At 57.0% G+C, this 24,812-nt stretch carries 22 protein-coding genes; 12 read left to right on the top strand and 10 right to left on the bottom strand.

What is annotated here, in order from left to right; all coding sequences use genetic code 11:
• Positions 1 to 3: 3 nt before the first annotated feature.
• Positions 4 to 1,068: an NAD(P)-dependent alcohol dehydrogenase gene (locus tag OXR04_RS10260; protein ID WP_009092601.1), complete on the bottom strand. Its 1,065-nt coding sequence runs from the start codon at positions 1,066 to 1,068 to the stop codon at positions 4 to 6.
• Positions 1,069 to 1,302: 234 nt separating this feature from the next.
• Entirely contained in the window at positions 1,303 to 4,131 is a 2,829-nt protein-coding gene (gene uvrA, locus OXR04_RS10255) for an excinuclease ABC subunit UvrA (RefSeq protein WP_046101018.1), read from the bottom strand.
• A 224-nt stretch (positions 4,132 to 4,355) separates the two neighbouring features.
• Between uvrA and ssb1 the strand changes: the two genes are divergently transcribed.
• Positions 4,356 to 4,898, top strand: coding sequence for a single-stranded DNA-binding protein SSB1 (gene ssb1 / locus OXR04_RS10250; protein WP_009092599.1), 543 nt, complete (start codon positions 4,356 to 4,358; stop codon positions 4,896 to 4,898).
• Positions 4,899 to 4,970: 72 nt separating this feature from the next.
• Here ssb1 and OXR04_RS10245 read toward each other — a convergent pair whose 3' ends face one another.
• On the bottom strand, positions 4,971 to 5,492 hold the full coding sequence (locus tag OXR04_RS10245; RefSeq protein ID WP_267369650.1) for an isochorismatase family protein: 522 nt from the start codon (positions 5,490 to 5,492) through the stop codon (positions 4,971 to 4,973).
• Between the two features lie 122 nt (positions 5,493 to 5,614).
• Between OXR04_RS10245 and OXR04_RS10240 the strand changes: the two genes are divergently transcribed.
• Positions 5,615 to 6,442 (top strand): AraC family transcriptional regulator, encoded by an 828-nt coding sequence (locus OXR04_RS10240; protein WP_267369653.1) that lies wholly within the window; start codon positions 5,615 to 5,617, stop codon positions 6,440 to 6,442.
• 76 nt (positions 6,443 to 6,518) lie between these two features.
• A complete protein-coding gene (locus OXR04_RS10235) occupies positions 6,519 to 7,478 on the top strand; it encodes a DMT family transporter (protein WP_267369656.1) in 960 nt (319 codons plus the stop codon).
• A 924-nt stretch (positions 7,479 to 8,402) separates the two neighbouring features.
• Here OXR04_RS10235 and OXR04_RS10230 read toward each other — a convergent pair.
• Positions 8,403 to 8,798 carry a transposase gene (locus tag OXR04_RS10230; protein ID WP_009092595.1) on the bottom strand — a complete coding sequence of 132 codons (396 nt, stop codon included), beginning with the start codon at positions 8,796 to 8,798 and terminating at the stop codon, positions 8,403 to 8,405.
• Between the two features lie 525 nt (positions 8,799 to 9,323).
• Between OXR04_RS10230 and OXR04_RS10225 the strand changes: the two genes are divergently transcribed.
• Both OXR04_RS10225 and OXR04_RS10220 read left to right on the top strand, forming a co-directional pair.
• Positions 9,324 to 10,580, top strand: coding sequence for an oligosaccharide flippase family protein (locus OXR04_RS10225; protein ID WP_033736443.1), 1,257 nt, complete (start codon positions 9,324 to 9,326; stop codon positions 10,578 to 10,580).
• A gap of 8 nt (positions 10,581 to 10,588) precedes the next feature.
• The gene (locus OXR04_RS10220) at positions 10,589 to 11,539 is read left to right on the top strand and encodes an ATP-grasp fold amidoligase family protein (RefSeq protein WP_033736441.1); all 951 of its coding nucleotides are present in this window, start codon (positions 10,589 to 10,591) and stop codon (positions 11,537 to 11,539) included.
• Positions 11,540 to 11,611: 72 nt separating this feature from the next.
• Here OXR04_RS10220 and OXR04_RS10215 read toward each other — a convergent pair whose 3' ends face one another.
• Positions 11,612 to 11,893 carry a YjcB family protein gene (locus tag OXR04_RS10215; protein WP_267369665.1) on the bottom strand — a complete coding sequence of 94 codons (282 nt, stop codon included), beginning with the start codon at positions 11,891 to 11,893 and terminating at the stop codon, positions 11,612 to 11,614.
• Positions 11,894 to 12,147: 254 nt separating this feature from the next.
• Entirely contained in the window at positions 12,148 to 12,573 is a 426-nt protein-coding gene (soxS, locus tag OXR04_RS10210) for a superoxide response transcriptional regulator SoxS (RefSeq protein ID WP_009092591.1), read from the bottom strand.
• Between the two features lie 100 nt (positions 12,574 to 12,673).
• On the opposite strand from soxS, the gene soxR reads away from it, so the two are divergent.
• The 4 genes from soxR (at position 12,674) to OXR04_RS10190 (ending at position 17,367) form a co-directional block, all read left to right on the top strand.
• Positions 12,674 to 13,159: a redox-sensitive transcriptional activator SoxR gene (gene soxR, locus OXR04_RS10205; RefSeq protein ID WP_009092590.1), complete on the top strand. Its 486-nt coding sequence runs from the start codon at positions 12,674 to 12,676 to the stop codon at positions 13,157 to 13,159.
• A 39-nt stretch (positions 13,160 to 13,198) separates the two neighbouring features.
• A complete protein-coding gene (locus OXR04_RS10200) occupies positions 13,199 to 13,864 on the top strand; it encodes a glutathione S-transferase (RefSeq protein WP_009092589.1) in 666 nt (221 codons plus the stop codon).
• A gap of 358 nt (positions 13,865 to 14,222) precedes the next feature.
• Positions 14,223 to 15,572, top strand: coding sequence for an NCS2 family permease (locus OXR04_RS10195; RefSeq protein WP_058957003.1), 1,350 nt, complete (start codon positions 14,223 to 14,225; stop codon positions 15,570 to 15,572).
• A gap of 145 nt (positions 15,573 to 15,717) precedes the next feature.
• Complete coding sequence (locus OXR04_RS10190) at positions 15,718 to 17,367, top strand: Na+/H+ antiporter (RefSeq protein ID WP_009092586.1); 1,650 nt, start codon at positions 15,718 to 15,720, stop codon at positions 17,365 to 17,367.
• Positions 17,368 to 17,409: 42 nt separating this feature from the next.
• Here OXR04_RS10190 and OXR04_RS10185 read toward each other — a convergent pair whose 3' ends face one another.
• Entirely contained in the window at positions 17,410 to 18,312 is a 903-nt protein-coding gene (locus tag OXR04_RS10185; RefSeq protein ID WP_111208679.1) for a LysR family transcriptional regulator, read from the bottom strand.
• A 102-nt stretch (positions 18,313 to 18,414) separates the two neighbouring features.
• Here OXR04_RS10185 and OXR04_RS10180 point away from each other — a divergent pair, with 102 nt between their 5' ends.
• The 3 genes from OXR04_RS10180 to OXR04_RS10170 all read left to right on the top strand — a co-directional run bounded on the left by OXR04_RS10180 (position 18,415) and on the right by OXR04_RS10170 (position 20,210).
• Entirely contained in the window at positions 18,415 to 18,840 is a 426-nt protein-coding gene (locus OXR04_RS10180) for a CidA/LrgA family protein (protein ID WP_267369675.1), read from the top strand.
• A complete protein-coding gene (locus OXR04_RS10175) occupies positions 18,833 to 19,528 on the top strand; it encodes an LrgB family protein (RefSeq protein WP_046101024.1) in 696 nt (231 codons plus the stop codon). Before OXR04_RS10180 ends, OXR04_RS10175 begins: the two co-directional genes overlap by 8 nt.
• A 136-nt stretch (positions 19,529 to 19,664) precedes the next feature.
• Complete coding sequence (locus tag OXR04_RS10170; protein ID WP_009092582.1) at positions 19,665 to 20,210, top strand: YfaZ family outer membrane protein; 546 nt, start codon at positions 19,665 to 19,667, stop codon at positions 20,208 to 20,210.
• Positions 20,211 to 20,288: 78 nt separating this feature from the next.
• Here OXR04_RS10170 and OXR04_RS10165 read toward each other — a convergent pair whose 3' ends face one another.
• The 3 genes from OXR04_RS10165 to acs all read right to left on the bottom strand — a co-directional run bounded on the left by OXR04_RS10165 (position 20,289) and on the right by acs (position 24,366).
• Positions 20,289 to 21,944, bottom strand: a complete 1,656-nt coding sequence (locus tag OXR04_RS10165; protein WP_009092581.1) for a cation acetate symporter — start codon at positions 21,942 to 21,944, stop codon at positions 20,289 to 20,291.
• Positions 21,941 to 22,270 carry a DUF485 domain-containing protein gene (locus OXR04_RS10160; protein WP_267369677.1) on the bottom strand — a complete coding sequence of 110 codons (330 nt, stop codon included), beginning with the start codon at positions 22,268 to 22,270 and terminating at the stop codon, positions 21,941 to 21,943. The genes OXR04_RS10165 and OXR04_RS10160 overlap by 4 nt, the downstream gene beginning before the upstream one ends.
• A gap of 140 nt (positions 22,271 to 22,410) precedes the next feature.
• The gene (acs, locus tag OXR04_RS10155; protein WP_150028757.1) at positions 22,411 to 24,366 is read right to left on the bottom strand and encodes an acetate--CoA ligase; all 1,956 of its coding nucleotides are present in this window, start codon (positions 24,364 to 24,366) and stop codon (positions 22,411 to 22,413) included.
• Positions 24,367 to 24,812 lie beyond the last annotated feature (446 nt).

Below are 24,812 nucleotides of genomic sequence, written 5' to 3'. Positions count from 1 at the left end.
CGATCAGGCAGCCGACTGTTCGCGCAGGGTGTTGATGTCGATAACAAAGCGATATTTCACATCGCTTTTCAGCATGCGCTCATAGGCTTCGTTGATCTGATCCATCGCGATCAGTTCGATGTCCGAGGTGATGCCGTGCTCGCCACAGAAATCGAGCATCTCCTGCGTTTCTGCGATACCGCCAATCAGTGAACCGGCGATGCTGCGACGTTTGAAGATCAGGTTAAACACCTGCGGAGCCGGGTGATCGTGCTCAGGTGCGCCGACCAGCGTCATATTGCCATCCAGCTTCAGCAGGGTGATGAAGGGGTTAAGGTCGTGCTGAGCGGCAACGGTGTTCAGGATAAAGTCGAAGCTGTTGGCGTGCTGCGCCATCTGCTCAGGATCTTTGGAGATCACCACCTCATCGGCGCCCAGGCGTTTGCCATCCTCGATTTTGGACGGCGAGGTGGTGAACAGCACCACATGCGCCCCCATCGCGTGAGCAATTTTCACGCCCATGTGCCCCAGGCCACCCAGGCCTACGATACCGACTTTTTTGCCGGGGCCGACATTCCAGTGGCGCAGCGGCGAGTAGGTCGTGATACCGGCACACAGCAGCGGCGCGACGCCCGCCAGATCCAGGTTTTCCGGAATGCGCAGCACAAAGCTCTCATCCACAACCATCGCCGTGGAGTAGCCGCCGTAGGTGATCGCACCGGTCTCGCGGTCTTCACCGTTGTAGGTGCCGACAAAACCGTTTTCACAATATTGCTCCAGCCCCTGCTGACAGCTCGGGCAGCTGCGGCACGAATCCACCATGCAGCCTACGCCAACCAGATCGCCGACTTTGTATTTCTGGGTCTGTGGGCCCACCGCGGTGACGCGACCCACAATTTCATGCCCCGGAACCACAGGGAAAATCGTGTTTTTCCACTCATTGCGGGCCTGATGCAGGTCTGAGTGGCAGACGCCACAGAACAGCACCTCAAGCTGAACGTCATGGGCGCGCAGCTCACGCGGCTTATAATCGAACGGTGCCAGTTTGGATTTTGCATCCTGAGCAGCATACGCATGCGTAATATTCATGGTGTCTCCAGTTTCGATGTGTCGTGAGTGTTTTCTGATGAAGTGCAGCAGCGCAGTGGTGCTGCAAAAAACAGGGCGACGCCAGGGGCGTGCCAAAGAGGAACCGCTTAAGGATAGTCAGCGTGGGGAAAGGCGTATATGCCTATACATGTCTGAATCTTGCCTGATTCTGCATTTTTCTGGCTGAACCGGCAGCAGAAATAAGCAGGCCCGCACGGGGCGGGCCTGGCATCATTACTTCTGTAACAGGGGCTTCAGGAAGCGCGCGGTATGCGATTTTTCACACTCCGCCACGGTCTCCGGCGTGCCGGCAATCAGGATTTCGCCGCCGCCGCTGCCGCCTTCCGGGCCAAGGTCGACAATCCAGTCAGCGGTTTTCACCACGTCGAGGTTGTGCTCAATCACCACGATGGTGTTGCCCTGGTCGCGTAGCTGATGCAGGACTTCCAGCAGCTGCTGAATATCGGCAAAGTGCAGGCCGGTGGTCGGCTCATCAAGAATGTAGAGCGTCTGACCGGTGCCACGCTTCGACAGCTCACGTGCCAGCTTCACGCGCTGAGCTTCACCACCGGAGAGGGTGGTGGCGGACTGGCCGAGACGAATGTAGGAGAGACCTACATCCATCAGCGTCTGCAACTTACGCGCCAGCGCCGGAACCGCATCAAAGAACTCACGCGCCTCTTCGATGGTCATCTCCAGCACTTCGTGAATGCTCTTGCCTTTGTACTTCACTTCCAGCGTTTCACGGTTATAGCGTTTGCCTTTGCACTGATCGCACGGCACATAGATGTCCGGCAGGAAGTGCATTTCGACTTTCAGCACGCCATCGCCCTGACAGGCTTCACAGCGTCCGCCGCGCACGTTAAAGCTGAAACGACCCGGCGTGTAACCGCGTGACCGCGCTTCCGGCACGCCAGCAAAGAGTTCACGCACCGGGGTGAAGATGCCGGTGTAGGTCGCCGGGTTGGAGCGCGGCGTGCGGCCAATCGGACTCTGGTCAATGTCGATGACTTTGTCGAAGTGCTCCAGTCCCGCCACGTCGCGGTAAGGGGCTGGCTCTGCGATGGTGGCACCGTTCAGCGCCCGCTGCGCAATCGGGAACAGCGTATCGTTAATCAGGGTCGACTTACCGGAGCCGGAGACACCGGTGATGCAGGTGAACAGACCCACCGGCAGCGTCAGCGTGACATCCTTGAGGTTATTGCCGCGCGCGCCGGTAATCTTCAGCACCTTAGATGGATCGCCCTTCACCCGCGCCTCCGGCACGGCGATTTCACGCTTGCCGCTCAGGAACTGGCCCGTCAGGGACGCTTCCTGCGCCATGATCTCATCCACGGTGCCTTCTGCTACGACCTGGCCGCCATGCACGCCTGCACCCGGACCAATGTCGATCACGTGGTCGGCGGCACGAATCGCATCTTCATCGTGCTCAACCACAATCACGGTGTTACCGAGATCGCGCAGGTGAATCAGGGTGCCGAGCAGACGCTCGTTATCGCGCTGATGCAGGCCGATTGACGGTTCGTCCAGCACATACATGACGCCCACCAGACCGGCACCGATCTGGCTCGCCAGACGGATACGCTGCGCCTCACCACCGGAAAGGGTTTCAGCGGAACGTGACATCGACAGGTAGTTCAGGCCGACGTTCACCAGGAAACTCAGGCGATCGCTAATCTCTTTCAGCACCTTTTCGGCGATCTGCGCACGCTGGCCGCTGAGCTTCAGATTTTCAAAGAAGGACATCGCGTGACCGATGCTCATCTCAGAGATGGTCGGCAGCGTCGTATCTTCGACAAAGACATGGCGCGCTTCGCGACGCAGACGGGTGCCTTCACAGCTCGCACAGGCGCGGTTGCTGATGAACTTCGCCAGCTCTTCGCGCACCGCTGAGGATTCGGTCTCTTTGTAGCGGCGCTCCATGTTGTTGAGCACGCCTTCAAACGGATGACGGCGAACCGAGGTGTCGCCACGGTCGTTGATGTACTTAAATTCGATGCTCTCTTTGCCAGAGCCGTACAGGATCACTTTCTGCACGTTGTCGGGCAGGCTGCCGAACGGCGCTTCAATATCAAAACTGAGGTGGTCCGCCAGCGAACGCAGCATCTGGAAATAGTAAAAGTTGCGGCGATCCCAGCCACGGATTGCGCCACCTGCCAGAGAGAGCTCAGGGTTCTGCACCACGCGATCCGGATCGAAATATTGCTGTACGCCCAGGCCGTCGCAGGTCGGACAGGCGCCTGCCGGGTTGTTAAAGGAGAACAGGCGCGGCTCCAGCTCACTCATGCTGTAACCACAAATCGGGCAGGCGAAGTTCGCGGAGAAGAGCAGCTCTTCGGCCTCGCTGTCATCCATGTCCGCCACGATCGCCGTGCCGCCTGAGAGCTCCAGGGTTGTCTCAAAGGACTCGGCCAGACGTGTCGCCAGGTCGTCACGCACTTTAAAGCGGTCAATCACCACTTCGATGGTGTGTTTCTTCTGCAGCTCCAGTTTCGGCGGATCTGACAGGTCGCACACTTCGCCGTCGATACGCGCGCGGATGTAGCCCTGCGTCGCCAGATTTTCCAGCGTTTTGGTGTGCTCACCCTTGCGGTCTTTCACCACCGGTGCCAGCAGCATCAGACGGCGGCCTTCCGGCTGAGCCAGAACCTGATCGACCATCTGGCTCACGGTCTGCGCCGCCAGCGGTACGTTGTGGTCCGGGCAGCGCGGTTCGCCCACGCGGGCAAACAGCAGACGCAGGTAGTCGTGGATCTCGGTGATGGTTCCCACCGTCGAGCGCGGGTTATGCGAGGTGGATTTCTGTTCAATAGAGATGGCGGGCGACAGACCTTCGATATGATCGACGTCCGGCTTCTCCATTAACGAAAGAAACTGGCGCGCATACGCAGAGAGCGACTCCACATAGCGGCGCTGACCTTCCGCATACAGCGTATCAAACGCCAGTGAGGATTTACCGGAGCCTGACAGGCCGGTCACCACAATGAGTTTGTCGCGTGGGATGGTCAGGTTAATGTTTTTCAAATTATGGGTGCGGGCACCACGAACTTCGATCTTATCCATTCACCTTTCCCGGATTAGCAGCACTCACCGCGCCTTGCCGACACGGCCAGAATAAACGTGTCATTATGGCACAAAAAATAGACTGAATAAATATCCAGTACTCTGTGGTCCGGACGTGCGAAGGATTAAAACCGGAACGCGGCTCGAAAGTGGGAAACAGTGAGCAGGACGTGTTAGAATTGATGGATTAGACTGAATGCATTAACTCATCGGGAGACAGCAACATGGCCAGTCGTGGCGTTAACAAAGTGATTCTTGTCGGGAATCTGGGTCAGGATCCGGAAGTACGTTATATGCCAAATGGTGGCGCTGTTGCCAACATTACGCTGGCTACGTCGGAGAGCTGGCGTGATAAGCAGACCGGTGAAAACAAAGAGATCACCGAGTGGCACCGTGTGGTGCTGTTTGGCAAACTGGCTGAAGTCGCGGGTGAATATCTGCGTAAAGGCTCTCAGGTTTACATCGAAGGTCAGCTGCGCACCCGTAAATGGCAGGATCAGGGTGGCCAGGAACGTTACACCACCGAAGTCGTGGTTAACGTCGGCGGCACCATGCAGATGCTGGGCGGCCGTCAGCAGGGCGGTAATGCCGGTGCAGGCGCGCAGGGTGGTGGCAACAACAATGGCTGGGGCCAGCCGCAGCAGCCGCAGGGCAACAACAATCAGTTCAGCGGCGGCGCGCAGTCCCGTCCGCAGCAGCCGCAGAGTGCGCCTGCCAGCAACAACAACGAACCGCCAATGGATTTTGACGACGATATTCCGTTCTGATTCATCTGGCCTGACGCGTTTAAAAAGCCCGCTATGCGGGCTTTTTTTATGCGCGGTTCCGGCCGGCCGGGGCTATGACCATTCCGCCAGCACGGCATCCGTGCTCAGCACGCGCGGCACGTTGCCAGGGATCAGCAGCGAGGCCCACACCTCGTTGTGCTGATTAATCAGCGCTTCGGCCCCGACCCAGCGGCGATCGGCGGTGGTGTGCGCATCCGCCGCCACGGTAATCGCATAGCCCGCACTGGCCCCTGTTTTAATCGTGGTATCCAGACAGTAGTCGGTCGCACAGCCGCACGCCACAAACGCCTCCACCTCCAGACGCTTTAACAGCGCGGCCAGCTCTGTCTGCCAGAAGCTGTCGCAGGCCGTTTTCGTCACGTAATGCGCGCCCGCAGGCTGAACCAGTTCCGGCAGCAGATCAAAGCTGGGGTCGCCCTCGCACATCGTGCCTTCACGATGCTGAATAAAGAGGATGATATCGGCGCGATCGGTCAGCCGGTTGATCCGGTCAACCCGGCCTGCTTTATCGAAACGTGGTGTGCTGAACACGCCGTTCTGCATATCAATGACGATGACGACTCGCTGTGCCATGCTGACTCCCTCAGAATGAGAAAAAAACAGTGTTACCTGCGGCGCGGCGGATAGCAATCTTTTGCATTTTCCCCCCGGTCGCAGGCATGCTAATCCGACATCGGATAAATAAGGAGAGATAAGTGGAAGGTGTTCCGGCTGTTTTTCCCTGTGAAAAAGACCGCGCACAGTTTCAGCAACCGGCCGCGTTGCCCGGTGTGGAACTCTATCAGGCTCACATCTCCCGCTACGCTTTTGAACCCCATACCCATGAAGCCTTTGGCATTGGCACGATTGAGGCGGGTGCGCAGCGTTTTCGCTATCGCGGCACCGAATATACCGCGCCGGTGAACTCGCTGGTGACCATGAATCCGGATGAGCTGCATACCGGTGAGTCAGCCTGTGACGAGGGCTGGTGCTATCAGATGATCTACATTCAGCCGCAGCTGATGGATGAACTGACCGGCGATCGCGGCTGGTGGTTTAACGAGGCGCTGCTGACCGATCCGCGCATCGCGCAGCCGCTCTCCCGCACGCTGGCCGCACTCTGGCAGGCGGAGTCCGGACTGGCGCGCCAGAGTCTGCTTTCCGAACTGCTGTTGCAGATTCGCCCGCTGGCGCGGATGTCGTCACCAGGCAGGCCCGAGGGACGGCATCGCTTTGATCAGGTGCGTGATTTTCTGCGGGCAAATCTGGCGGAACCGGTGCGGCTGGAGGAGCTGGCGGCGCTGGCCTCGCTGTCGCCGTGGCACTTTTTACGCGCTTTCCGCCAGCACTATCACGTCACGCCGCATCAGATGCTGATGGCTTTCCGCCTCTATGATGCCAAACAGCGACTGGCACAGGGCGAAGCCGCTGCCAGTGTCGCAGCGGCCGTCGGGTTAACCGATCAGGCTCATCTGACCCGCGCCTTTGCTAACCGCTATGGCATTACGCCTGGCCGCTATCAGAAACAGGTGCGCCAGCCCTGACACAACCGCAATCTGCTACAAGCCTTCCTCCTTCACTCCCGCCACACTATGAAAAAAAGCTATACGGGAAAAAGTCATGTTTGCTGGTGTTATGTTTGCCGTTACCGCGGGGCTGATGTGGGGGCTGATCTTTGTCGGGCCGCTGCTGGTGCCTGACTACCCTGGTGCACTGCAGTCGGCGGGACGTTATGTGGCGTTCGGGCTGATTGCGCTGCCGCTGGCCTGGCACGATCGCCGCCGGTTGCGCCTGCTGGGGCGGGCCGACTGGCGCGAGGCAGTGAAACTCTCGCTGGTGGGTAACCTCTTCTATTATGCGTTTCTGGCCAATGCCATTCAGCGCACCGGCGCGCCGGTCTCCACCATGATTATCGGCACACTGCCGGTGGTGATCGCCGTTACCGCCAATCTCTGTTACGGCCATCTTGAAGGACGTCTGCCCTGGCGGCGGCTCTTTCCGGCGCTGGTGATGATGGCGGCCGGGTTGCTCTGCGTCAATGCGGCGGAGTTGCGGAGCCAGGGTGCAACGCTGGATCTTAGTCGTTACCTGACCGGCATCGTGCTGGCACTGCTGGCGGTGGTCTGCTGGACCTGGTATCCGCTGCGCAATGCCCGCTGGCTGCGCACTCATCCCGCACTGCGACCCTCGACCTGGGCGACGGCGCAGGGGCTGGTGACGCTGCCGATGGCGCTGACCCTGTATGCGCTAGTCAGCGTTCAGATCGCCTGGCAACAGCCTGACTTCCCGCTGCCGTTCGGGCCACATCCGTCAGTGTTTATCTCTCTGATGCTGGCGATTGGCCTGCTCTGCTCCTGGCTCGGCAGCCTGTGCTGGAACGCAGCCAGCCAGCGTCTGCCCACGGTACTGATGGGGCCGCTGATTGTTTTTGAGATCCTGTTCGGTCTGTTATGGACTTTTCTCTGGCATCAACGCTGGCCACCTCTGCTCACCGTTATCGGCATTGCCTGTCTGATGGCTGGCGTGCTGTGGGCAATGCGTATTAAACCGCAGCCGCGGGTGGTTGCCCTCAGCGGATAACCCACACCGATCTCTGGAATAAACTGGCCGTGCGAAGCCCGCTTTGCCCGGCTTTTTAAGACAAAACCCTATCCCGACTTGCACTCTGTCCGACAGATTTTTGCCGCGAAATCGATTTCATGCGATGCGAAGGGGGAAAATCTCGTCGTGTTAACCCCTGCCATCCACCCCCGGTCAGCAAAAAAACGGCACTTTTCACCCGCTGAAGGCGGATCGTTTACCTCCGGGATGCAATTTCCTGCACAGATAGCGCCCATAAATCAGGAAAAAAAGCGCAGCATTATGGACGTTACGCTTTTCTCCGCCGCATTTTATTGGATTGTGACCCTGAGTTATGCCCGCTAAAAACCACTATTAACTTCATTCCACATTCAATGAGTAAGAAAATTCCGCCGCTGCGTTTTTAATTAAAGATTAATCTGTGGCATCAATGATGCGCAATGAAGAGAGTGAAAAGATAGCCACATAACGTTAGTGATAAGGAGCAATAAACTATTTGTGCCGGATTAATCCTGGAGAAAGTATTGCGGAAAAGGCACGCAAAGGAATTAAAGCGTAACCGCAAAAAGTTTGGGTTAGGGCCAGGATTAACTTAAAAGAAGTGTGATTATTTTTCGTTCTAAGTTTAAAGCGTCTTAATGTTATCCAGACGCTTTGGTAGTGGGGTTTAGCAGCACTTAACAAAAAAAGAGGAGGCCCAATCCCGCTAAAACGAGATTGGGAGGGGAAGAATCGGCGTAGAATGCGAGACTTTTGCTGTTGTGAATCAATTTTACCGCAAAAAAAGAAGCTTAGCCGTGAAGCCATTCATTAGTTATAAATGGAGCGGAAAGGGGTGCCGCAATTGTCCTGTTAAATGATCTTCATCTCTTCTGGTAAGAACAAATCTCAGCGTTAAGTCTGGTAAGCGCGGTAGCATGGGGGTTATCGGTTCTCCGTGCCTGACGGATAATGGTAAACGCTGCGGCTGATATCCAGTAAGCGGCAGCTGCGGCGGGTGCCGATGTCAAACGTGGTCTGCAGGAAGTCTACAGCCTGACGCTTTTCATTCGTGGTAAAGAAGTGCTTAAGCACGCTCTGCAGCATCTCTTTATCCGAGTTGAGGGTCTGCAGCTCGCGCGTCGCATTCTGCAGTTTTTCTTCCAGCTCCTTGATTTTTCTGCCTTCTTCCGAAGACAACCCAGAAAACTTCTTCTTCCAGCTGTAGAACGTGGCTTCAGAGATGCCTAACTCTTCACAAATCTCTCTGACTTTCACGCCCGATTCAGAAGCTTTAATGGCATTTGTGATTTGATCTTCGCTGTATCGTGACTTTCTCATAAATGCTCTTACCTTTCTTATCGATTAATGGATGAGAATGACTTTAATAATTTCTGGCACTGTAAGATTCTATTAATGCAGTATTAAAGTGCGCCAATGGAATAGCGAAGCCTAAATTAAGATATTTAGAATAAATATCATCATGGGATAAATCTTATTTTATTCTTATCCGCAGGCCGCGCCTTCCTGGAGGCGGATTTTTGTTATAAATTCATCGCATCCCGAATACGGAAAAATTAAACGTAAACCGGATATTTAGCCTGACCGACCCGAATAATAGGGGGGTTGTGGCCGTTTAAGGTTGGGTTATTTTCAGCCTGAAATCGTTTCCATTTGAAGTGATTCGCGCCAGATATAATAAGAATTATCCTGAATTCACTCTCCGGATTATGATCAACTTCTCAATTTTCGGACCAGTTTGGTCTGAAGTCTTACATTTTCGCCAGGCCTACTGCGCGCTTATTAATTCGTTACAGGGATGTTGTACCGAAGCGGTTGTAGTTGAGTAATACTAAGGAAGAGTCGATGAAATTGAGCGTAATGTCTAATGCCGCCTGGATGATGTCTGAAAAGATCATCTCCGTATTTGGCGTCATTTTTGTGACGTCTTACGTGGCAAAATCCTTTGGCCCAACGGTGTTTGGCCAGATGGCGTTTTCAACCTCACTATTTGCAATGGTGCAAACCGTTGCCATCTTTGGCACCGAAACCATTCTGTTTAAGCGTGTCAGCAAAAATGCCTCAAAAGGCCTGCGTCTGATGAGCATCGCCCGGACGCTGCGGATGGTGTTGTTACTGGTGACTTCGGTGCCAGTCTTAATCTGGGTCTGGTACAACATGCAGGAAAATTTTCTGGCATTTGCACTGGCCTCATTTGTGGCGTCCGTTTTTGTCACCCAGGACACGTTCAGCGTCTACAACAATGCGCGGCTGGCCTCGCGCCTGAATACCGTTGCCAATGCGACAGGCATGCTGCTGAGTTTCGGCATCAGCTTTACCATCGCCTGGCTGCGCCTCAATCCGCTCTGGCTGACGCTCTCCATTGTGTCGGTGACCCTGGTGCCTTACCTGATTAAGCGTCACAACTTCTATCAGGATCATCAGGACCAGATGCCGCCGCGCGAAAAGCGTACCACCTATGTGCGTTATCTGATGTATGCCGGTCTGCCACTGGCCATCTCCAGCATCTTCATCTCTGTGCAGGTGAAAGCGGCGCAGATGTTTCTGGCAGGCACCGCGCCGGCGCGCGACCTCGGCCTGTTTGCGGCGGCGAATACCATTTCCGCCTCCTGGATTTTTATCCCGGTGGCGCTCATCACCTCCTGCTTCACTGAAATTTTCAGGGAGCGCGGCGAGGTCGCCATTAAGCTTGCCGCCCGGCTCAATGGCTATGTTATGGCGGTTTCACTGCTGATGCTGCTGATCATCTCGCTCTTCGGCGAGCGCATCATCATCGCGTTGTACGGGCCGGAATACACACAGTCAGGAAGTCTCATTACGTTGCTGTCGATAGCCACCAGCTTTTCGGCAATGGGGACCGTAGCCTATCGCTACATGGTTAAAGAGGGAGGATTCAATTACCTGCTGAGGAAAATCGTCTGTCTGATGGTCATCAGTTTGCCGCTCTCCTGGTGGTTGATCCAGGGGCACGGCATCATGGGGGCCGCGTGGAGCGTTTTCCTTTCAGAACTTTTGTCCCTGACCGTAATGAATTACTTCTTTAAAAACGGCGTCATTCAAAAGATTCAGGTTTCCTCACTCAACTACAAAACCTACAAATGAGGTCAGATATGCTCAAGTTGAAAGAAGAACTCAGAAGAAGTGTGCAGTATTTTATCAAGAAGATGCCCTGGGCTTATCAGGATCGCATCTACTACTTCCACAAGTTCAGAAAACTGCCCAATCTGCGTCAGCCAAAAGTGTTCAACGAGAAGGTGCTGTACCGTAAGTTTATCTTCGGTGATTACCAGAACTACGGTCGCCTGTCAGATAAGTACTCGGTGCGCGAATTCATTGCTGAGAAAATCGGTGATGAGTACCTGATCCCGCTGGTACACGAAACCACTGACCCGACCACGCTGAACAGCTTACCCTGCTGGAAGGGGACGGTGATCAAACCGAACCACGCCTCCAACATGGTAGAGATTCTGCTGGAAGAGCCGGATGCCCTGCGCAAGCAGCAGATCATTCATGACTGCTATCGCTGGCTGAAGACCGACTTCGCCAACGAAGCGCGTGAGATTCACTATCGCTACATCAAGCCACGTATTCTGGTGGAGAAGTACATTGGTGATGGCAAAAGCGCGCCGATCGATTACAAGTTCCATATGTTCAACAAGCGTGATGGCCGGTTTGAATATGTGCTGCAGGTGATCTACAACCGCTGCCAGCCGCTGCTGTCGATGAATTTCTACGTGAACAACCTCCAGGAGGCGTATCACAAGATTCGTGACACCGGGCTGGATGTCTCACCGATCATGCCGTCACTGGAACATGCGCTCGAACTGAGCAAGAAGCTGGCCAGTGATTTCGACTATGTGCGCGTGGACTGGTATATCCATGACGAGCGGATCTACTTTGGCGAACTGACCTTCACCCCAGGTGCAGGACTGGTCACCGGACTGGATCGCGGTTTAAATCAGATGATGGGAGATATGTGGATTCAGGACCGCCGCGGAACGCAGAGCCCGGGCGTTACAGTGCAGGATGTGAATATCCCTGCCATGTTGAAGAAAATTTAAACACACAGCAATATAAAAAACCCCGCGCAGCGGGGTTTTTTATGCCTGTCGATTGGGGATTCTCGCGATCGATCAGGGCATCGGCCAGTCAGCAGGTGCCTGGCTCATCACATCAATAAACGCATGCTTTGAGATTTCCAGGAAGTTATGCACGTTTTCCATGCTCAGGGTAATGCCCATCAGCCCCGTCACAAACCAGCAGGTCACACCTAAACCAATCCCGCCACACATAAATGCCATCACATGACGGCTATCCTGACGCAGTCGGGTTTTCAGGGTACTGGCAAAAAACATCAGAACTGCGCTCAGCAACTCCCAGCGCATAACAAGTAAACTGGCGGTTAACGTGGCCATCGGTGGACCTCAATATCAGTAAGGATTCCTGACAATTCGCGGACATCACCGGCGGCAGAAAAGCGTGTCAGGAGGGGCTTTTTCGCCGTCAAACCAGGTTCAAAGTGTGACTTGGGTCACATTATATCACCCGATTTTAAATTTTGAACAAAATTTGACTCTGGTATGGCAGCTGGAGCGGGGGAAAAATGAACGGCAGGGGAGGAAATGCGGGAAATTCAGTCAGATGCGCCTGTTGCAGGCGCATCTGCCGGTCAGCGAACCGGACAGCACTCACCGGTGGTGCGCTGGGTATAGCTGCCAATGCCGTCGTTGCAGCCAAAGCTCAGCAGGCGAGGGCGCTGAATCGCCTGACGTCGCATGGTATGCCGGTAGGCAGTTGGCGTCTGCGAAAACTGACGGCGAAACACGCGGGAGAAGGTCTGCTGCGAGTCGTAGCCATATTGCATTGCGATATCAAAAACCGGGCGCTGTGTCTGCGACAGCGCTTCTGCTGCCAGGGTCAGGCGACGCTCACGAATATAGCCACCCAGCGTCTGTTTCGTCACGGTACGGAACATACGCTGCAGGTGCCATTTTGAATAACCCGATTTAGCGGCAACTTCATCGATCGACAGACTCTTGTCGAGGTTCTGGTCAATCCAGTGCGTCAGGGAATGAATGATCTCTTCTTGCATCATGGCCTCATCCTTCTGGTGCTTAATAAGTGATATAGGGAGTTTCGTCGTTTTGATAGAGAAGGAGTATAATTCCTCAAGTTAACTTGAGGTAAAGGGCCTGATGAAAAAAGAACGCAACTATCCCAAACCGGTGTTAACACCGGGTGAGGTGGCGCGCCGTAGTGGTGTGGCGGTGTCGGCACTGCACTTTTATGAAAGCAAAGGGCTGATTTTCAGCACGCGTAACAGCGGCAATCAGCGGCGATACAGTCGTGACGTGCTGCGACGCGTGGCGATTATCAAGATTGCTCAGCGCATCGGTATTCCGCTGGCGACGGTCAGCGACAGTCTCGATCACATCCCGGCTGACAAACGGATGTCGACACCGGAATGGGATGCGCTGACCCGGCACTGGCGCGAAGAGCTGGATAAGCGCATCGAAACCCTGACCCGCCTGCGCAACGATCTGGATGGATGTATCGGCTGCGGCTGCCTGTCGATGCGCGACTGCCCGCTGCGTAATCCCGGCGACCGGCTGGGCGAGCAGGGGTCGGGTGCGGTGCTGCTGGACCCGGAACAGGATGATAAACATCCGGATGTGGAGTGACGTCTATACTGAGGAGAGGTCAAAACACAGGGAATCATGATGATCACCGTTCACCATCTTGAGCAATCGCGCTCGCAACGCGTATTGTGGCTGCTGGAAGAGCTGGAAGTGCCGTACCAGATTAAACGCTATCAACGCGAACCGACGATGCTGGCCCCGGAGGCGCTGAAAAAGGTGCATCCGCTGGGGAAATCGCCGGTGATTACCGACGGCAACCGGGTTGTGGCCGAATCGGGAGCCATCCTGGAATACCTGGAAGAGAACTACGATCACACCTTCCGGCTGAAAATCAGTGATGAGGCGTCACGTCTGCAGTGCCGCTACTGGCTGCACTACGCCGAGGGATCGCTGATGCCGCTGCTGGTGATGAAGCTGATCTTCGGGCAGATGGGCAAAGCCCCGGTGCCGTGGCTGCTGCGTCCGGTCGGGGCGGCATTCGGAAAAGGGGTGCAGAAGGCGTTTCTGGATAAACAGCTAAAGCCGCACATGAAGATGATTGAACAGCATCTGGCGGCTAATCCCTGGTTTGCCGGTGAGCGCTTCTCCATAGCCGATGTTCAGATGAGCTTTCCGCTGCTGGCACTGGCGCAGCGCGCCGGGCTGGATCAGATGCCCGCCACCCGGAAATGGTTAGAGACCGTACAGCAGCGCGCCGCCTGGCAGCGCGCGATCGCTCAGGGCGGCGAGCTTTCGCTGCCAGGCTGATCCTCTTTTTCGCCCGGCGAGCCGTCTCTCTTCACGGCTATGCCGGTGCCCCGTCCGCCAGAAACCGCTTTAACTTCAATGCGTCAGCGCGTTGCACTCGCCCCGGCTGCACGCTTTTCCGCCGCGAACTGCGGATCTTTATGCTGAACAATCTCCCTCTGACAGTTGAAACTGTGCCGCCAAACGCCGGATAATCGCCTGCCTTTTTATCCGGCCGCCTTTAGCGACCCACACTCTGCGGCAAGGTAAACGTTTGCCTGCCCGGTTCGCCCGGTCAGGGTTACCGTCTACCCGCTTATTCCAGGGACAGCGATGGCCGCAGAGCGATCCACACAACAAAAATTTTTGAGGCTCAATTATGTCAACTGAATCACGCCCGGCCAGTGGAAAACTGGACGCCTGGTTCTCGATCTCGGCGCGAGGCAGCAGCGTGCGTCAGGAAATTCTGGCCGGACTCACTACCTTTCTGGCGATGGTTTACTCCGTAATCGTCGTGCCGGGGATGCTGGGCAAAGCCGGTTTCTCCCCGACGGCCGTCTTTGTCGCCACCTGTCTGGTCGCCAGCTTTGGTTCTATCCTGATGGGCTTATGGGCCAATCTGCCGATGGCGATTGGCTGCGCGATCTCGTTAACCGCCTTTACCGCATTCAGCCTGGTGCTGGGTCAGCACATCAGCGTGCCGGTCGCGCTGGGTGCGGTGTTCCTGATGGGCCTGCTCTTTACGCTGATCTCCGTCACCGGTATCCGTGCGTGGATCCTGCGCAACCTGCCGATGGGGGTGGCGCACGGCACCGGCGTCGGAATTGGTCTGTTTCTGCTGCTGATTGCGGCGGATGGCGTGGGCCTGGTCGTTAAAAATCCGGCTCCCGGCCTGCCGGTCGCCCTGGGCCACTTCACCACCTTTCCGGTGATGATGACGCTGCTGGGTCTGGCGGCGATTATCGGGCTGGAGAAGCGCCGGGTGCCGGGCGGCATCCTGCTGACGATTATCGCTATTTCACTGCTGGGACTGATCTTTGACCCGGCGGTGACGTATCACGGGCTGTTTGCGCTGCCTGACCTGCGTGATGCGCAGGGACAGTCGCTGCTGTTCAGCCTCGATATCATGGGTGCCCTGCAGCCGGTGGTACTACCGAGCGTGCTGGCACTGGTCATGACGGCGGTCTTTGATGCCACCGGCACCATTCGCGCCGTGGCGGGGCAAGCCAATCTGCTGGATAAGCAGGGGCAGATCATCAATGGCGGCCGTGCCCTGACCTCGGACTCTGTCAGCAGCCTGTTCGCCGGTCTGGTCGGCGCGTCGCCGGCGGCGGTCTATATTGAGTCGGCGGCGGGAACGGCGGCGGGTGGCAAAACGGGTCTGACCGCCATTGTGGTCGGCCTGCTGTTCCTGGCCATTCTGTTTATGTCGCCGCTGGCTTACCTGGTACCGGCATACGCCACGGCACCTGCCCTGATGTATGTGGGTCTGCTGATGCTGAGCAACGTGGCAAAAATCGACTTCGCTGATTTTGTTGATGCGATGTCGGGTCTGTTAACGGCGGTGATCATCGTGCTCACCTGCAACATCGTGACCGGCATCATGATTGGGTTTGCCAGCCTGGTGGTGGGCCGTCTCTTCGCGGGCGAATGGCGCAGGCTCAACGTCGGCACCGTCGTGATTGCCGTTGCGCTGGTGGCGTTTTATGCCGGAGGCTGGGCGATCTGACTGCTGAACCGGACGTGTAACAACGCGTCCGGAATTTTTCACTTTTTTCCTCCTCGTCGCACGCGTAGCTGACACCCTTCATCGCCGTTTGTTTTACACTTTATCGCTTAACCAATGACTGAAAGAAACGACGCCTAAGGAAAGCATGGAAATCTTTTTTACTATTCTCATCATGACGCTGGTCGTGTCGCTCTCCGGCGTCGCGGCCCGCATTCTCCCTTTTCAGATCCCGTTACCCCTTGTCCAGATCGCCGCAGGTGCGCTGCTGGCCTGGCCGACGTTTGGTCTGCATGTCGACTTTGACCCGGAGCTGTTTCTGGTGCTGTTCATCCCGCCGCTGCTGTTCGCGGATGGCTGGAAGACGCCGATCAGTGAGTTCCTGCATCACGGTCGTGAAATTATCGGCTTAGCGCTGGCGCTGGTGCTGATTACCGTAATTGGTATCGGCTATCTCATCTACTGGATGGTGCCAGGTATTCCGCTGATCCCCGCTTTTGCACTGGCAGCGGTACTGTCGCCCACCGACGCCGTGGCGCTCTCCGGCATCGTCGGTGAAGGCCGCATTCCCAAAAAGATTATGTCGATCGTGCAGGGTGAAGCACTGATGAACGACGCGTCGGGCCTGGTGTCGCTGAAGTTTGCCGTGGCTGTCGCCATGGGCACCATGGTCTTTACCTGGGGCGGCGCGAGCATCGAATTCCTGAAAGTCGCCGTCGGTGGTCTGGTGGCGGGTGTGGCGGTCTGCTGGCTCTACGGGAAATCGCTGCGCCTGCTCAGTCGCTGGAGCGGTGACGACCCGGCGACCCAGACCGTTCTGCTGCTGCTGCTGCCGTTCGCCTCTTACCTGATTGCCGAACATCTGGGTGTGTCAGGCATCCTGGCAGCCGTGGCGGCCGGTATGACCATCACCCGCTCCGGCATTATCCGTCAGGCTCCGCTGGCGATGCGTCTGCGCGCCAACAGCGTCTGGCAGATGCTGGAGTTTGTCTTTAACGGCATGGTTTTCCTGATGCTTGGCCTGCAGTTACCGGACATTCTGCAGACCTCGGTTGACCAGGCGCAGGCCGATCCCAACGTCGAACTCTGGATGCTGTTCGCTGATATCGCGCTGGTCTATCTGGCGCTGATGCTGGTGCGTTTCGGCTGGCTGTGGATTATGCAGCGCTTCAGCAAACGCCTGCTGAAGAAGAAGCCGCTGGAGTTCTCCAACTACTCGCTGCGCGAACTGCTGATCGCCTCTTTTGCCGGTGTCCGCGGTGCGATTACCCTGGCGGGTGTGCTCTCCATTCCCCTGTTCCTGAGCAATGGCGAGCCCTTCCCGGCGCGCTATGAGCTGGTGTTTATTGCGACCGGGGTGATTCTGTTCTCGCTGCTGGTGGGCGTGGTGATCCTGCCGATTCTGCTGCGCGGCATCGATACCATCGACAAGGGTGCGCATCGCCGCGAACTGCAGAACGCCCGTGCCGTCATGGCCGGAGCCGCGATTGAGAGCCTGCACAAAATGGAAGAGCGGCTGGAGAAGGAGTCGGAAGAGAATATCGATCCGGAGCTGCTGAAAGAGGTGAGCCTGCGGGTGATCGGCAACTTACGGCGTCGCGCCGAAGGCAAGAACGACCTCGAACATGCGCTGTTCGCTGAAAACCTGGAGCGTCGCTTCCGCCTGACCGGGCTGCGCGCCGAACGCGCCGAGGTCTATCATCTGCGCGCCACTCAGCAGATCTCCAATGAGACGATGCAGAAATTACTGCACGACCTGGACCTGCTGGAAGCGCTGCTGATCGAAAAAGAGGAGTAATCCGCAACGGGCGCGTCTGCGATAACGCGGCGCGCCCGCCTGCTACACCGACAGACGCGGCGGCTGATCCGGCCAGTGCTCGCGACAGCACGCTATCCACGCCTGCGCACTGCGCGACAGATAACTGCCTTCCCGCCAGATCAGACCCAGACTCCACTTCAGCTCCGACTCCAGCGGCAGCCACAATAAAGAGTGCTTATCCAGCCGCTGACAGATCGGCTCCGGCAGAATCGCCAGCCCCATTTCCGCCTGCACCATCGCCGCCAGAAAGTCCCACTGGCCGCTGCGCACCGCTATGGTCGGCGTCAGACTGAGCCGCTGAAATGCCTGCATCAGCTGACGGTTCAGCGAAAACTCCTCGTTGAAAATCAGCAGCGGATGCTGCGCCAGTTCAGCCAGGCCAATCTGCTGGCGGCCAAGCCACACCGGATGCCGGGGCAGCAGCACGCAGAGCGGATGGTGCATCAGGGGCAGGGTGTTCAGCGGCAGCCCGGCGTCAACCGGCAGGGCGGTCAGGGCGATGTCCAGAGTGCCCGCCAGCACCGCCTGCTGGACGGTCAGCCCGCCAAACTCCGAAATTTTCAGCGCCACACCCGGATAGCGGCGGCGAAACGCGGAGATCGATCCGGCTATCTGCATCCCGACCATCGGTGGAATGCCGAGCCGCAGCTCACCGGTTTTCAGCTCGTTGATGTCACCGATCTCCGCTTCCAGCTGATGAAACTCCTGCAGGATCGCCAGCCCGCGCTGATAGACCGCCTGTCCGCTGTCGGTAAGATGCAGGCGACGGCCATCGCGCAGAAGCAGCGTACAGCCCAGCTCCTCCTCCAGCTGGCGCAGCATTTTGCTGATGGTCGGCTGCGTCACAAACAGCTTCTGTGCCGCTCGGGTAAAGCTCTGCTGACGAACCACTTCAGTAAAGTAACGCAGGGCGCGGACATCCATAACTATTCCTTTCAGGCATGATTGCGATAATTTTAATTCATTTTTTTCACCTTCTGTCGCCGATTTATACTGGTGCGGTGAATTTAATCGGGAGAGAAGGGTATGGCGTTAGCACTCACACCACGCAGTCACCGCGCAGCGCAATGGCTGAGTCTGCCGCTGCAGCTGGGGTTCTATATCGGTCTGTTTATCGCCTGCGACCGGCTGGTGACGTGGCTGCATCTGCCGTTGCCTGCCAACATCGTCGGCATGCTGCTGCTGCTGGTATTGATCGTGACGCGCGTCGTGCCGCTCAACTGGGTGAAAGCGGGGTCACGCTGGCTGCTGGCCGAGATGCTGCTGTTCTTCATTCCGGCCGTGGTTGCGGTGGTCAACTATGGCGATCTGCTGCGGGTCGACGGCTGGCGCATCTGCGTGGTGATCGGCGTCAGTACCCTGCTGGTGCTGGCTTCTACCGCCTGGGTCGTGGATCGGCTTTATCAGTATGAAGTCGCGCGCGCCGCGCGTAAGCAGGGCCCCCATGCGTGATATTCTGCTCAGCCTGCTCTGTGTGGCGGTGACCCTGCTGGTCTATGCGCTGAATAAACGGCTCTACCGGCGCTGGCGGACGCTGCTGCTGATGCCACTGGTCATGACGCCGCTGGTGCTGGTGGCGCTGCTGCTGCTGACGCACATCAGCTGGCAGGATTACATCGCTGAAAACCACTGGCTGCTGTGGCTGCTGGGGCCCGCCACGCTGGCCTTCGCCGTGCCGGTGTATGAGAACGTGGCGATTATTAAGCGTCACTGGCTGTCGCTGAGCGCGGGCGTCGTGACCGCCACGCTGGTGGCCGTCTGCAGTTCCGTCTGGCTGGCGCGGCTGCTGACGTTACCGGAGTCTATTCAGCGCAGCCTCGCCGTTCGCTCCATCACCACCCCCTTTGCGCTGGCCGCCGCGGGGCCGATTGGCGGACAGCCCGATCTGGTGGCGCTGTTTGTGGTGATCACCGGCGTGTTTGGCATGGCGGTGGGTGACGTCCTGTTTCTGCGCATTGCCATTAAGCAGGGCGTAGCGAAAGGTGCGGGACTGGGCGCAGCATCGCACGGCGCCGGAACGGCACGTGCTTATCAGCTTGGGCAGCAGGAGGGCGTTGTCGCCAGCCTGGTGATGATGCTTTCTGGCGTGGTGACCGTGGTTCTGGCTCCGCTGATTGGACACCTGATGTGGACGATATAGTCTACACTGCTCTGCGCAGGCGACTCTCCTGACCGCGACACGTATTTTTACGTAAAGTTTTCCGGATAATGTTGTCTCCGTTTTTCAGGCTGTTAACCTTGCGGCCGAATTAATTGTCCTTTCATGGAGTGGAATCATGTTTAAGCAACTTGTTACCGGGAGCGCCCTCGGGCTGGTTTTACTGAGCGGTGCCGCTCAGGCAATCGAAGGCAGTGTTGATGTCAGTGAACACAACACCAACCTGAATCTGGGTCTGGGCACCACCACGCCGGGGCTGTTTCTGAAGGGTAACTGGCTGCGTAGCGACCATGACGGCAGCACCTACGGTGCCGGTCTGGGTTACAACGTCGATTTCGGGCCGCTGCGTCTGGCGCCGACCGCAAAAGCGATCTTCACCCATCCTGAAGATGGAAAAGATGGATTTGCGGTGGCGCTGGGTGGTGCCGCACACTACAGCCTGAACAGCATGTGGGGCCTGTATGGCGAATATTACTATGCGCCGGAGTCCTTCACCGATCAGCTGGACAGCTACCAGGAAGCGGCGGGCGGCCTGAGTTTCACGCCGGTCTCACTGCTTAATCTGCGCGTGGGTTATCAGTACATCGAGCTGAACAACAAAGATGGACGCAAAGATAACGTGCTGGTCGATGGTCCTTATGTCGGGGCTTCACTGCGTTTCTGATACGCGACATGAAAGAAAAGGGCGGCTGATTGAGCCGCCCTTTTTTTATGGCCTGTTTCTGCCCGTTTCAGAGGGCGATCAGTGCGCTTTACCCTGTTCAATACCGGTGCCGGTCTGCGAGCGAATGAACTGCGCCCGGAAGCGCGAACGCTCCTCTGCACCCTGCGGCGAATGGTCGGTAATCGAGAAGATCCAGATGCCCACAAAGGCCACGATCATCGAGAACAGCGCCGGATACTCATACGGGAAAATCGGTGTGGCGTTGCCCAGCACCTGCACCCACACCGTCGGGCCGAGGATCATCAGGATCACCGCGGTCAGCAGACCGAGCCAGCCGCCCACCATCGCGCCGCGCGTGGTGAGTTTTGACCAGTACATCGACAGCAGGATGATCGGGAAATTACAGCTGGCCGCAATAGAGAAGGCCAGCCCGACCATAAAGGCGATGTTCTGCTTCTCAAACAGAATACCCAGCGCAATCGCCACCACGCCCAGCGCCAGCACGGTGATCTTAGAGACCCGCAGTTCATCCTTTTCGCTGGCCTGACCTTTACGGTAAACGCTGGCATAGAGATCGTGCGACACCGCCGACGCGCCTGCCAGGGTTAAGCCCGCCACCACCGCCAGAATCGTGGCAAAAGCGACCGCAGAGATAAAGCCGAGGAAGGTGCTGCCGCCCACCGCATTCGCCAGGTGCACCGCCGCCATGTTGTTACCGCCTATCAGCGCACCCGCCGCATCTTTAAACGCCGGATTCGCGCCGACCAGCAGAATGGCCCCAAAGCCAATAATGAAGGTCAGGAAGTAGAAGTAACCCATGAAGCCGGTGGCCCAGAAGACGCTTTTCCGCGCCTCTTTGGCATCGGCCACGGTGAAGAAGCGCATCAGAATGTGTGGCAGGCCAGCCGTACCAAACATCAGTCCTAAGCCCAGTGACAGCGCCGAAATGGGATCTTTGACCAGTCCGCCAGGCTGCATAATCGCGGCGCCTTTAGGATGGACCGCCATCGCTTCGGTGAAGAGCGTATTAAAGCTGAAACCGGTCGCCTTCATGACCATTACCGCCATAAAGGTGGCGCCAAACAGCAGCAGCACCGCTTTGATGATCTGCACCCAGGTGGTGGCGAGCATGCCGCCAAACAGCACATACATCACCATCAGAATGCCGACCAGAATCACCGCCACATGGTAGTTAAGACCAAACAGCAGCTGGATCAGCTTCCCGGCCCCCACCATCTGCGCAATCAGGTAGAGCGCCACCACCACCAGCGAACCGCAGGCGGAGAGGATGCGGATCGGCATCTGCTTAAGACGATAGGAGGCGACATCCGCAAAGGTATAGCGACCCAGGTTACGCAGCCGTTCGGCGATCAAAAACAGAATCATCGGCCAGCCGACCAGGAAGCCGAGCGAGTAGATCAGCCCGTCATAACCGGAGGTGTAAACCAGCGCCGAAATGCCCAGGAACGACGCCGCGGACATAAAGTCTCCCGCCATCGCCAGACCGTTCTGGAAGCCGGTGATATTGCCACCCGCGGTGTAGTAGTCATTGCGTGAACGGGTTCGTCTGGAGGCCCAGTAAGTAATCCCCAGCGTGGCCCCGACGAAAATCATAAACATGATGATCGCCTGATAGTTGGTTGCCTGACGCTGCACGGCACCGGTTATCGCATCGGCGGCCAGCGCGGAGAAGGGCAGCATCAGGGCCAGCAGCCATAAGGTGAGTCGGGTCATAATTTCACCTCGCTGAGGATCGCTTTGGTTAAACGGTCAAACTCCCCGTTGGCGCGCCAGACATAGACGCCGGTCAGCAGAAAGGAGACCACAATCAGTCCGACACCAATCGGGATACCGCGGGTCACGTTGGTGCCGGCGTGCAGCGGTGTACCGAGCCAGCCGGGCGCGAACGCAATCAGCAGAATAAAACCGACATAGAGCACCAGCATAATCAGCGACAGCAGCGTCGCGAACGCCTGGCGCTTACGGACTAGCTCATGAAAACGGGGATTACGTTCAATCTGTTGATTGATTGCATCCTGACTCGAAAGGGCGTCATTCATCACATTTTCTCCAGAGGTCTTGCAGGGGAGAACCTCGCGTCAGGACGCGGATTCAGCTGGTTATAATATTTGTGACTACCGAAACAGACTGCGTGGGGCGGGGGTGGCGGGAAGCGATCTTCCCGCCGGACAGCGTGCGCTTAAGGCATGTTGATGGACTGTTTCTCCTCAAGCAGTTTTTCTACGACGCCAGGATCGGCGAGCGTGGAGGTGTCACCCAGATTGCTGGTGTCGCCGGTGGCAATTTTGCGCAGAATACGGCGCATGATTTTGCCGGAGCGGGTTTTCGGCAGAGAGTCCGTCCAGTGCAGCACATCCGGCGTGGCTATCGGGCCGATCTCTTTGCGTACCCACTGGCGGACTTCGGTGTAAAGCTCCGGTGACGGCTCCTCGCCGTGATTCAGCGTGATATAGGCATAAATCGCCTGGCCTTTGATGCTGTGCGGAATGCCCACCACCGCGGCTTCGGCAATTTTCGGGTGCGACACCAGCGCGGACTCAATTTCGGCGGTGCCGAGCCGGTGACCGGAGACATTGAGTACGTCATCAACGCGGCCGGTGATCCAGTAGTAGCCATCCTCATCGCGACGGGCACCGTCACCACTGAAGTAGGCATTTTTAAAGGTGGAAAAATAGGTCTGCTCGAAACGGTCGTGATCGCCAAAGAGCGTTCGCGCCTGTCCGGGCCAGGATTCCGTGATCACCAGGTTGCCTTCACAGGCACCTTCCTGAGGCTGACCTTCGTTGTCTACCAGTGCGGGCTGCACCCCGAAGAACGGCCGGGTGGCGGAACCGGCTTTCAGCTCGGTTGCACCCGGCAGCGGGGTGATCATGAAGCCGCCGGTTTCGGTCTGCCACCAGGTGTCCACAATCGGGCAGCGGCTGTTGCCGATTTTCTGATAGTACCACTCCCAGGCTTCCGGGTTGATCGGCTCGCCAACCGAACCCATGATGCGCAGCGTGCTGCGGTCAGTGTTCGCTATCGCCTTATCACCTTCCGCCATCAGCGCACGGATAGCCGTGGGCGCGGTGTAGAGCAGGGTCACTTTATGTTTATCGACCACTTCCGCCATGCGGCTCGGTGTGGGCCAGTTCGGCACCCCTTCAAACATCAGCGTGGTTGCGCCACAGGCCAGCGGGCCATAGACCAGATAGCTGTGACCGGTGACCCAGCCGACATCGGCGGTGCACCAGTAGATATCATCCTGATGGTAATCAAAGACAAACTTAAAGGTGGTCGCCGCATAGACCAGATAGCCGCCCGTGGTGTGCAGTACCCCTTTAGGTTTACCGGTGGAGCCGGAGGTATAGAGGATAAACAGCGGATCTTCTGCACCCACTTCGGCTGGGGAGTGATTGGTGCTGGCGTTCTGCATCAGGTCATGCCACCACCGATCGCGGCCTTCCACCCAGCCCACCTCTCTACCGGTGCGCCGGAAGACCACCACGTTCTTCACGCTGGTGACGGCAGGATTTTTTAATGCGTCATCGACATTTTTCTTCAGCGGGATGCTGCGGCCGGCGCGGATCCCTTCATCCGCGGTGATCACCAGCGAGGCACTGGAGTCGACGATACGGCCCGCCACCGCCTCCGGTGAGAAGCCGCCAAAGATCACCGAGTGAACGGCCCCGATACGCGCACAGGCCAGCATCGCCACAGCCGCTTCCGGCACCATCGGCATATAGATCGCCACCACATCGCCTTTTTTCACCTCCAGCAGCTCCAGCACGTTGGCGAAGCGACAGACTTCAGCATGCAGCTGGCGGAAGGTCAGGGTTTTGCTCTCGCTGGCGTCGTCGCCTTCCCAGATAATGGCCGGGTGGTCGCCGCGCGTGGCGAGATGACGGTCAAGGCAGTTTGCCGCCAGGTTCAGCGTGCCATCTTCGTACCAGCGAATGCTGATGTTACCCGGTGCAAACGAGCAGTTTTTCACGGTGCTGTAGGGCTTAATCCAGTCAAGGATTTTGCCCTGTTCGCCCCAGAAACTGTCCGGGTCGTCGACAGAGTGCTGATACATCGCCTGATACTGTTCTGCTGTGATCAGGGCATTCGCTGCAATGTTCTCTGGAACAGGATGTTTGTGGTTTTGGCTCATGGCGGATCTCCTTGAAGATGTTAATGATATGTCAATCAATAGTTAATTGAAGCCTGCCCTGAGCCTTTGTTTCTTTTTTGCGCCACAGATCACGGGATATTTCTTCGCCGCCTGAGCGGGAGGCTATCCCGATATTTCTGCTGGATAAGCCGACGGGGATAAGGGCGACAGGCATGACCTTTTGACACTCACCCTGAATAAAAAGCAAGCAAACGCGCCGGGAGCCTTTTTAACCGCTCCTGCATAGCTATGCGTAAATTCATCGAAGTAATACTTTTCATAACAGCAGGTTAGGGTTTTTCAGCGTCAGCAGCACTTTATGCTACTCAGGTGGTGAACTTTTAATCGGATCCGCCAGGGGTTGCATTTACCACAGTGAAAATGGTACTTATCTCGCCCCTGTTCTGCAGGTATCAACTCAGACCGCGTCTGAAAATGGGTATGGG

Origin of the sequence: Pantoea sp. GM_Pan_3 (assembly GCF_026541045.1) — a bacterium.
GTDB classification, from domain to species: domain Bacteria; phylum Pseudomonadota; class Gammaproteobacteria; order Enterobacterales; family Enterobacteriaceae; genus Pantoea; species Pantoea anthophila.
Note: the sequence above shows the minus strand (reverse complement) of the source record. Positions and strands in the feature narration are given on the sequence as shown.

Bases quoted from the DNA above. Each gene is read 5' to 3' on its own strand.
- OXR04_RS10190 (WP_009092586.1), top strand. From the start codon at position 15,718: ATGGAAATCTTTTTTACTATTCTCATCATGACGCTGGTCGTGTCGCTC.
- soxS (WP_009092591.1), bottom strand. From the start codon at position 12,573: ATGATGCAAGAAGAGATCATTCATTCCCTGACGCACTGGATTGACCAG.
- soxR (WP_009092590.1), top strand. From the start codon at position 12,674: ATGAAAAAAGAACGCAACTATCCCAAACCGGTGTTAACACCGGGTGAG.
- OXR04_RS10230 (WP_009092595.1), bottom strand. From the start codon at position 8,798: ATGAGAAAGTCACGATACAGCGAAGATCAAATCACAAATGCCATTAAA.
- ssb1 (WP_009092599.1), top strand. From the start codon at position 4,356: ATGGCCAGTCGTGGCGTTAACAAAGTGATTCTTGTCGGGAATCTGGGT.
- OXR04_RS10185 (WP_111208679.1), bottom strand. From the start codon at position 18,312: ATGGATGTCCGCGCCCTGCGTTACTTTACTGAAGTGGTTCGTCAGCAG.
- OXR04_RS10165 (WP_009092581.1), bottom strand. From the start codon at position 21,944: ATGACCCGACTCACCTTATGGCTGCTGGCCCTGATGCTGCCCTTCTCC.
- OXR04_RS10235 (WP_267369656.1), top strand. From the start codon at position 6,519: ATGTTTGCTGGTGTTATGTTTGCCGTTACCGCGGGGCTGATGTGGGGG.
- OXR04_RS10225 (WP_033736443.1), top strand. From the start codon at position 9,324: ATGAAATTGAGCGTAATGTCTAATGCCGCCTGGATGATGTCTGAAAAG.
- OXR04_RS10215 (WP_267369665.1), bottom strand. From the start codon at position 11,893: ATGGCCACGTTAACCGCCAGTTTACTTGTTATGCGCTGGGAGTTGCTG.
- OXR04_RS10170 (WP_009092582.1), top strand. From the start codon at position 19,665: ATGTTTAAGCAACTTGTTACCGGGAGCGCCCTCGGGCTGGTTTTACTG.
- OXR04_RS10245 (WP_267369650.1), bottom strand. From the start codon at position 5,492: ATGGCACAGCGAGTCGTCATCGTCATTGATATGCAGAACGGCGTGTTC.
- OXR04_RS10175 (WP_046101024.1), top strand. From the start codon at position 18,833: ATGCGTGATATTCTGCTCAGCCTGCTCTGTGTGGCGGTGACCCTGCTG.
- acs (WP_150028757.1), bottom strand. From the start codon at position 24,366: ATGAGCCAAAACCACAAACATCCTGTTCCAGAGAACATTGCAGCGAAT.
- OXR04_RS10260 (WP_009092601.1), bottom strand. From the start codon at position 1,068: ATGAATATTACGCATGCGTATGCTGCTCAGGATGCAAAATCCAAACTG.
- OXR04_RS10180 (WP_267369675.1), top strand. From the start codon at position 18,415: ATGGCGTTAGCACTCACACCACGCAGTCACCGCGCAGCGCAATGGCTG.
- OXR04_RS10160 (WP_267369677.1), bottom strand. From the start codon at position 22,270: ATGAATGACGCCCTTTCGAGTCAGGATGCAATCAATCAACAGATTGAA.
- OXR04_RS10220 (WP_033736441.1), top strand. From the start codon at position 10,589: ATGCTCAAGTTGAAAGAAGAACTCAGAAGAAGTGTGCAGTATTTTATC.
- OXR04_RS10200 (WP_009092589.1), top strand. From the start codon at position 13,199: ATGATCACCGTTCACCATCTTGAGCAATCGCGCTCGCAACGCGTATTG.
- OXR04_RS10195 (WP_058957003.1), top strand. From the start codon at position 14,223: ATGTCAACTGAATCACGCCCGGCCAGTGGAAAACTGGACGCCTGGTTC.
- uvrA (WP_046101018.1), bottom strand. From the start codon at position 4,131: ATGGATAAGATCGAAGTTCGTGGTGCCCGCACCCATAATTTGAAAAAC.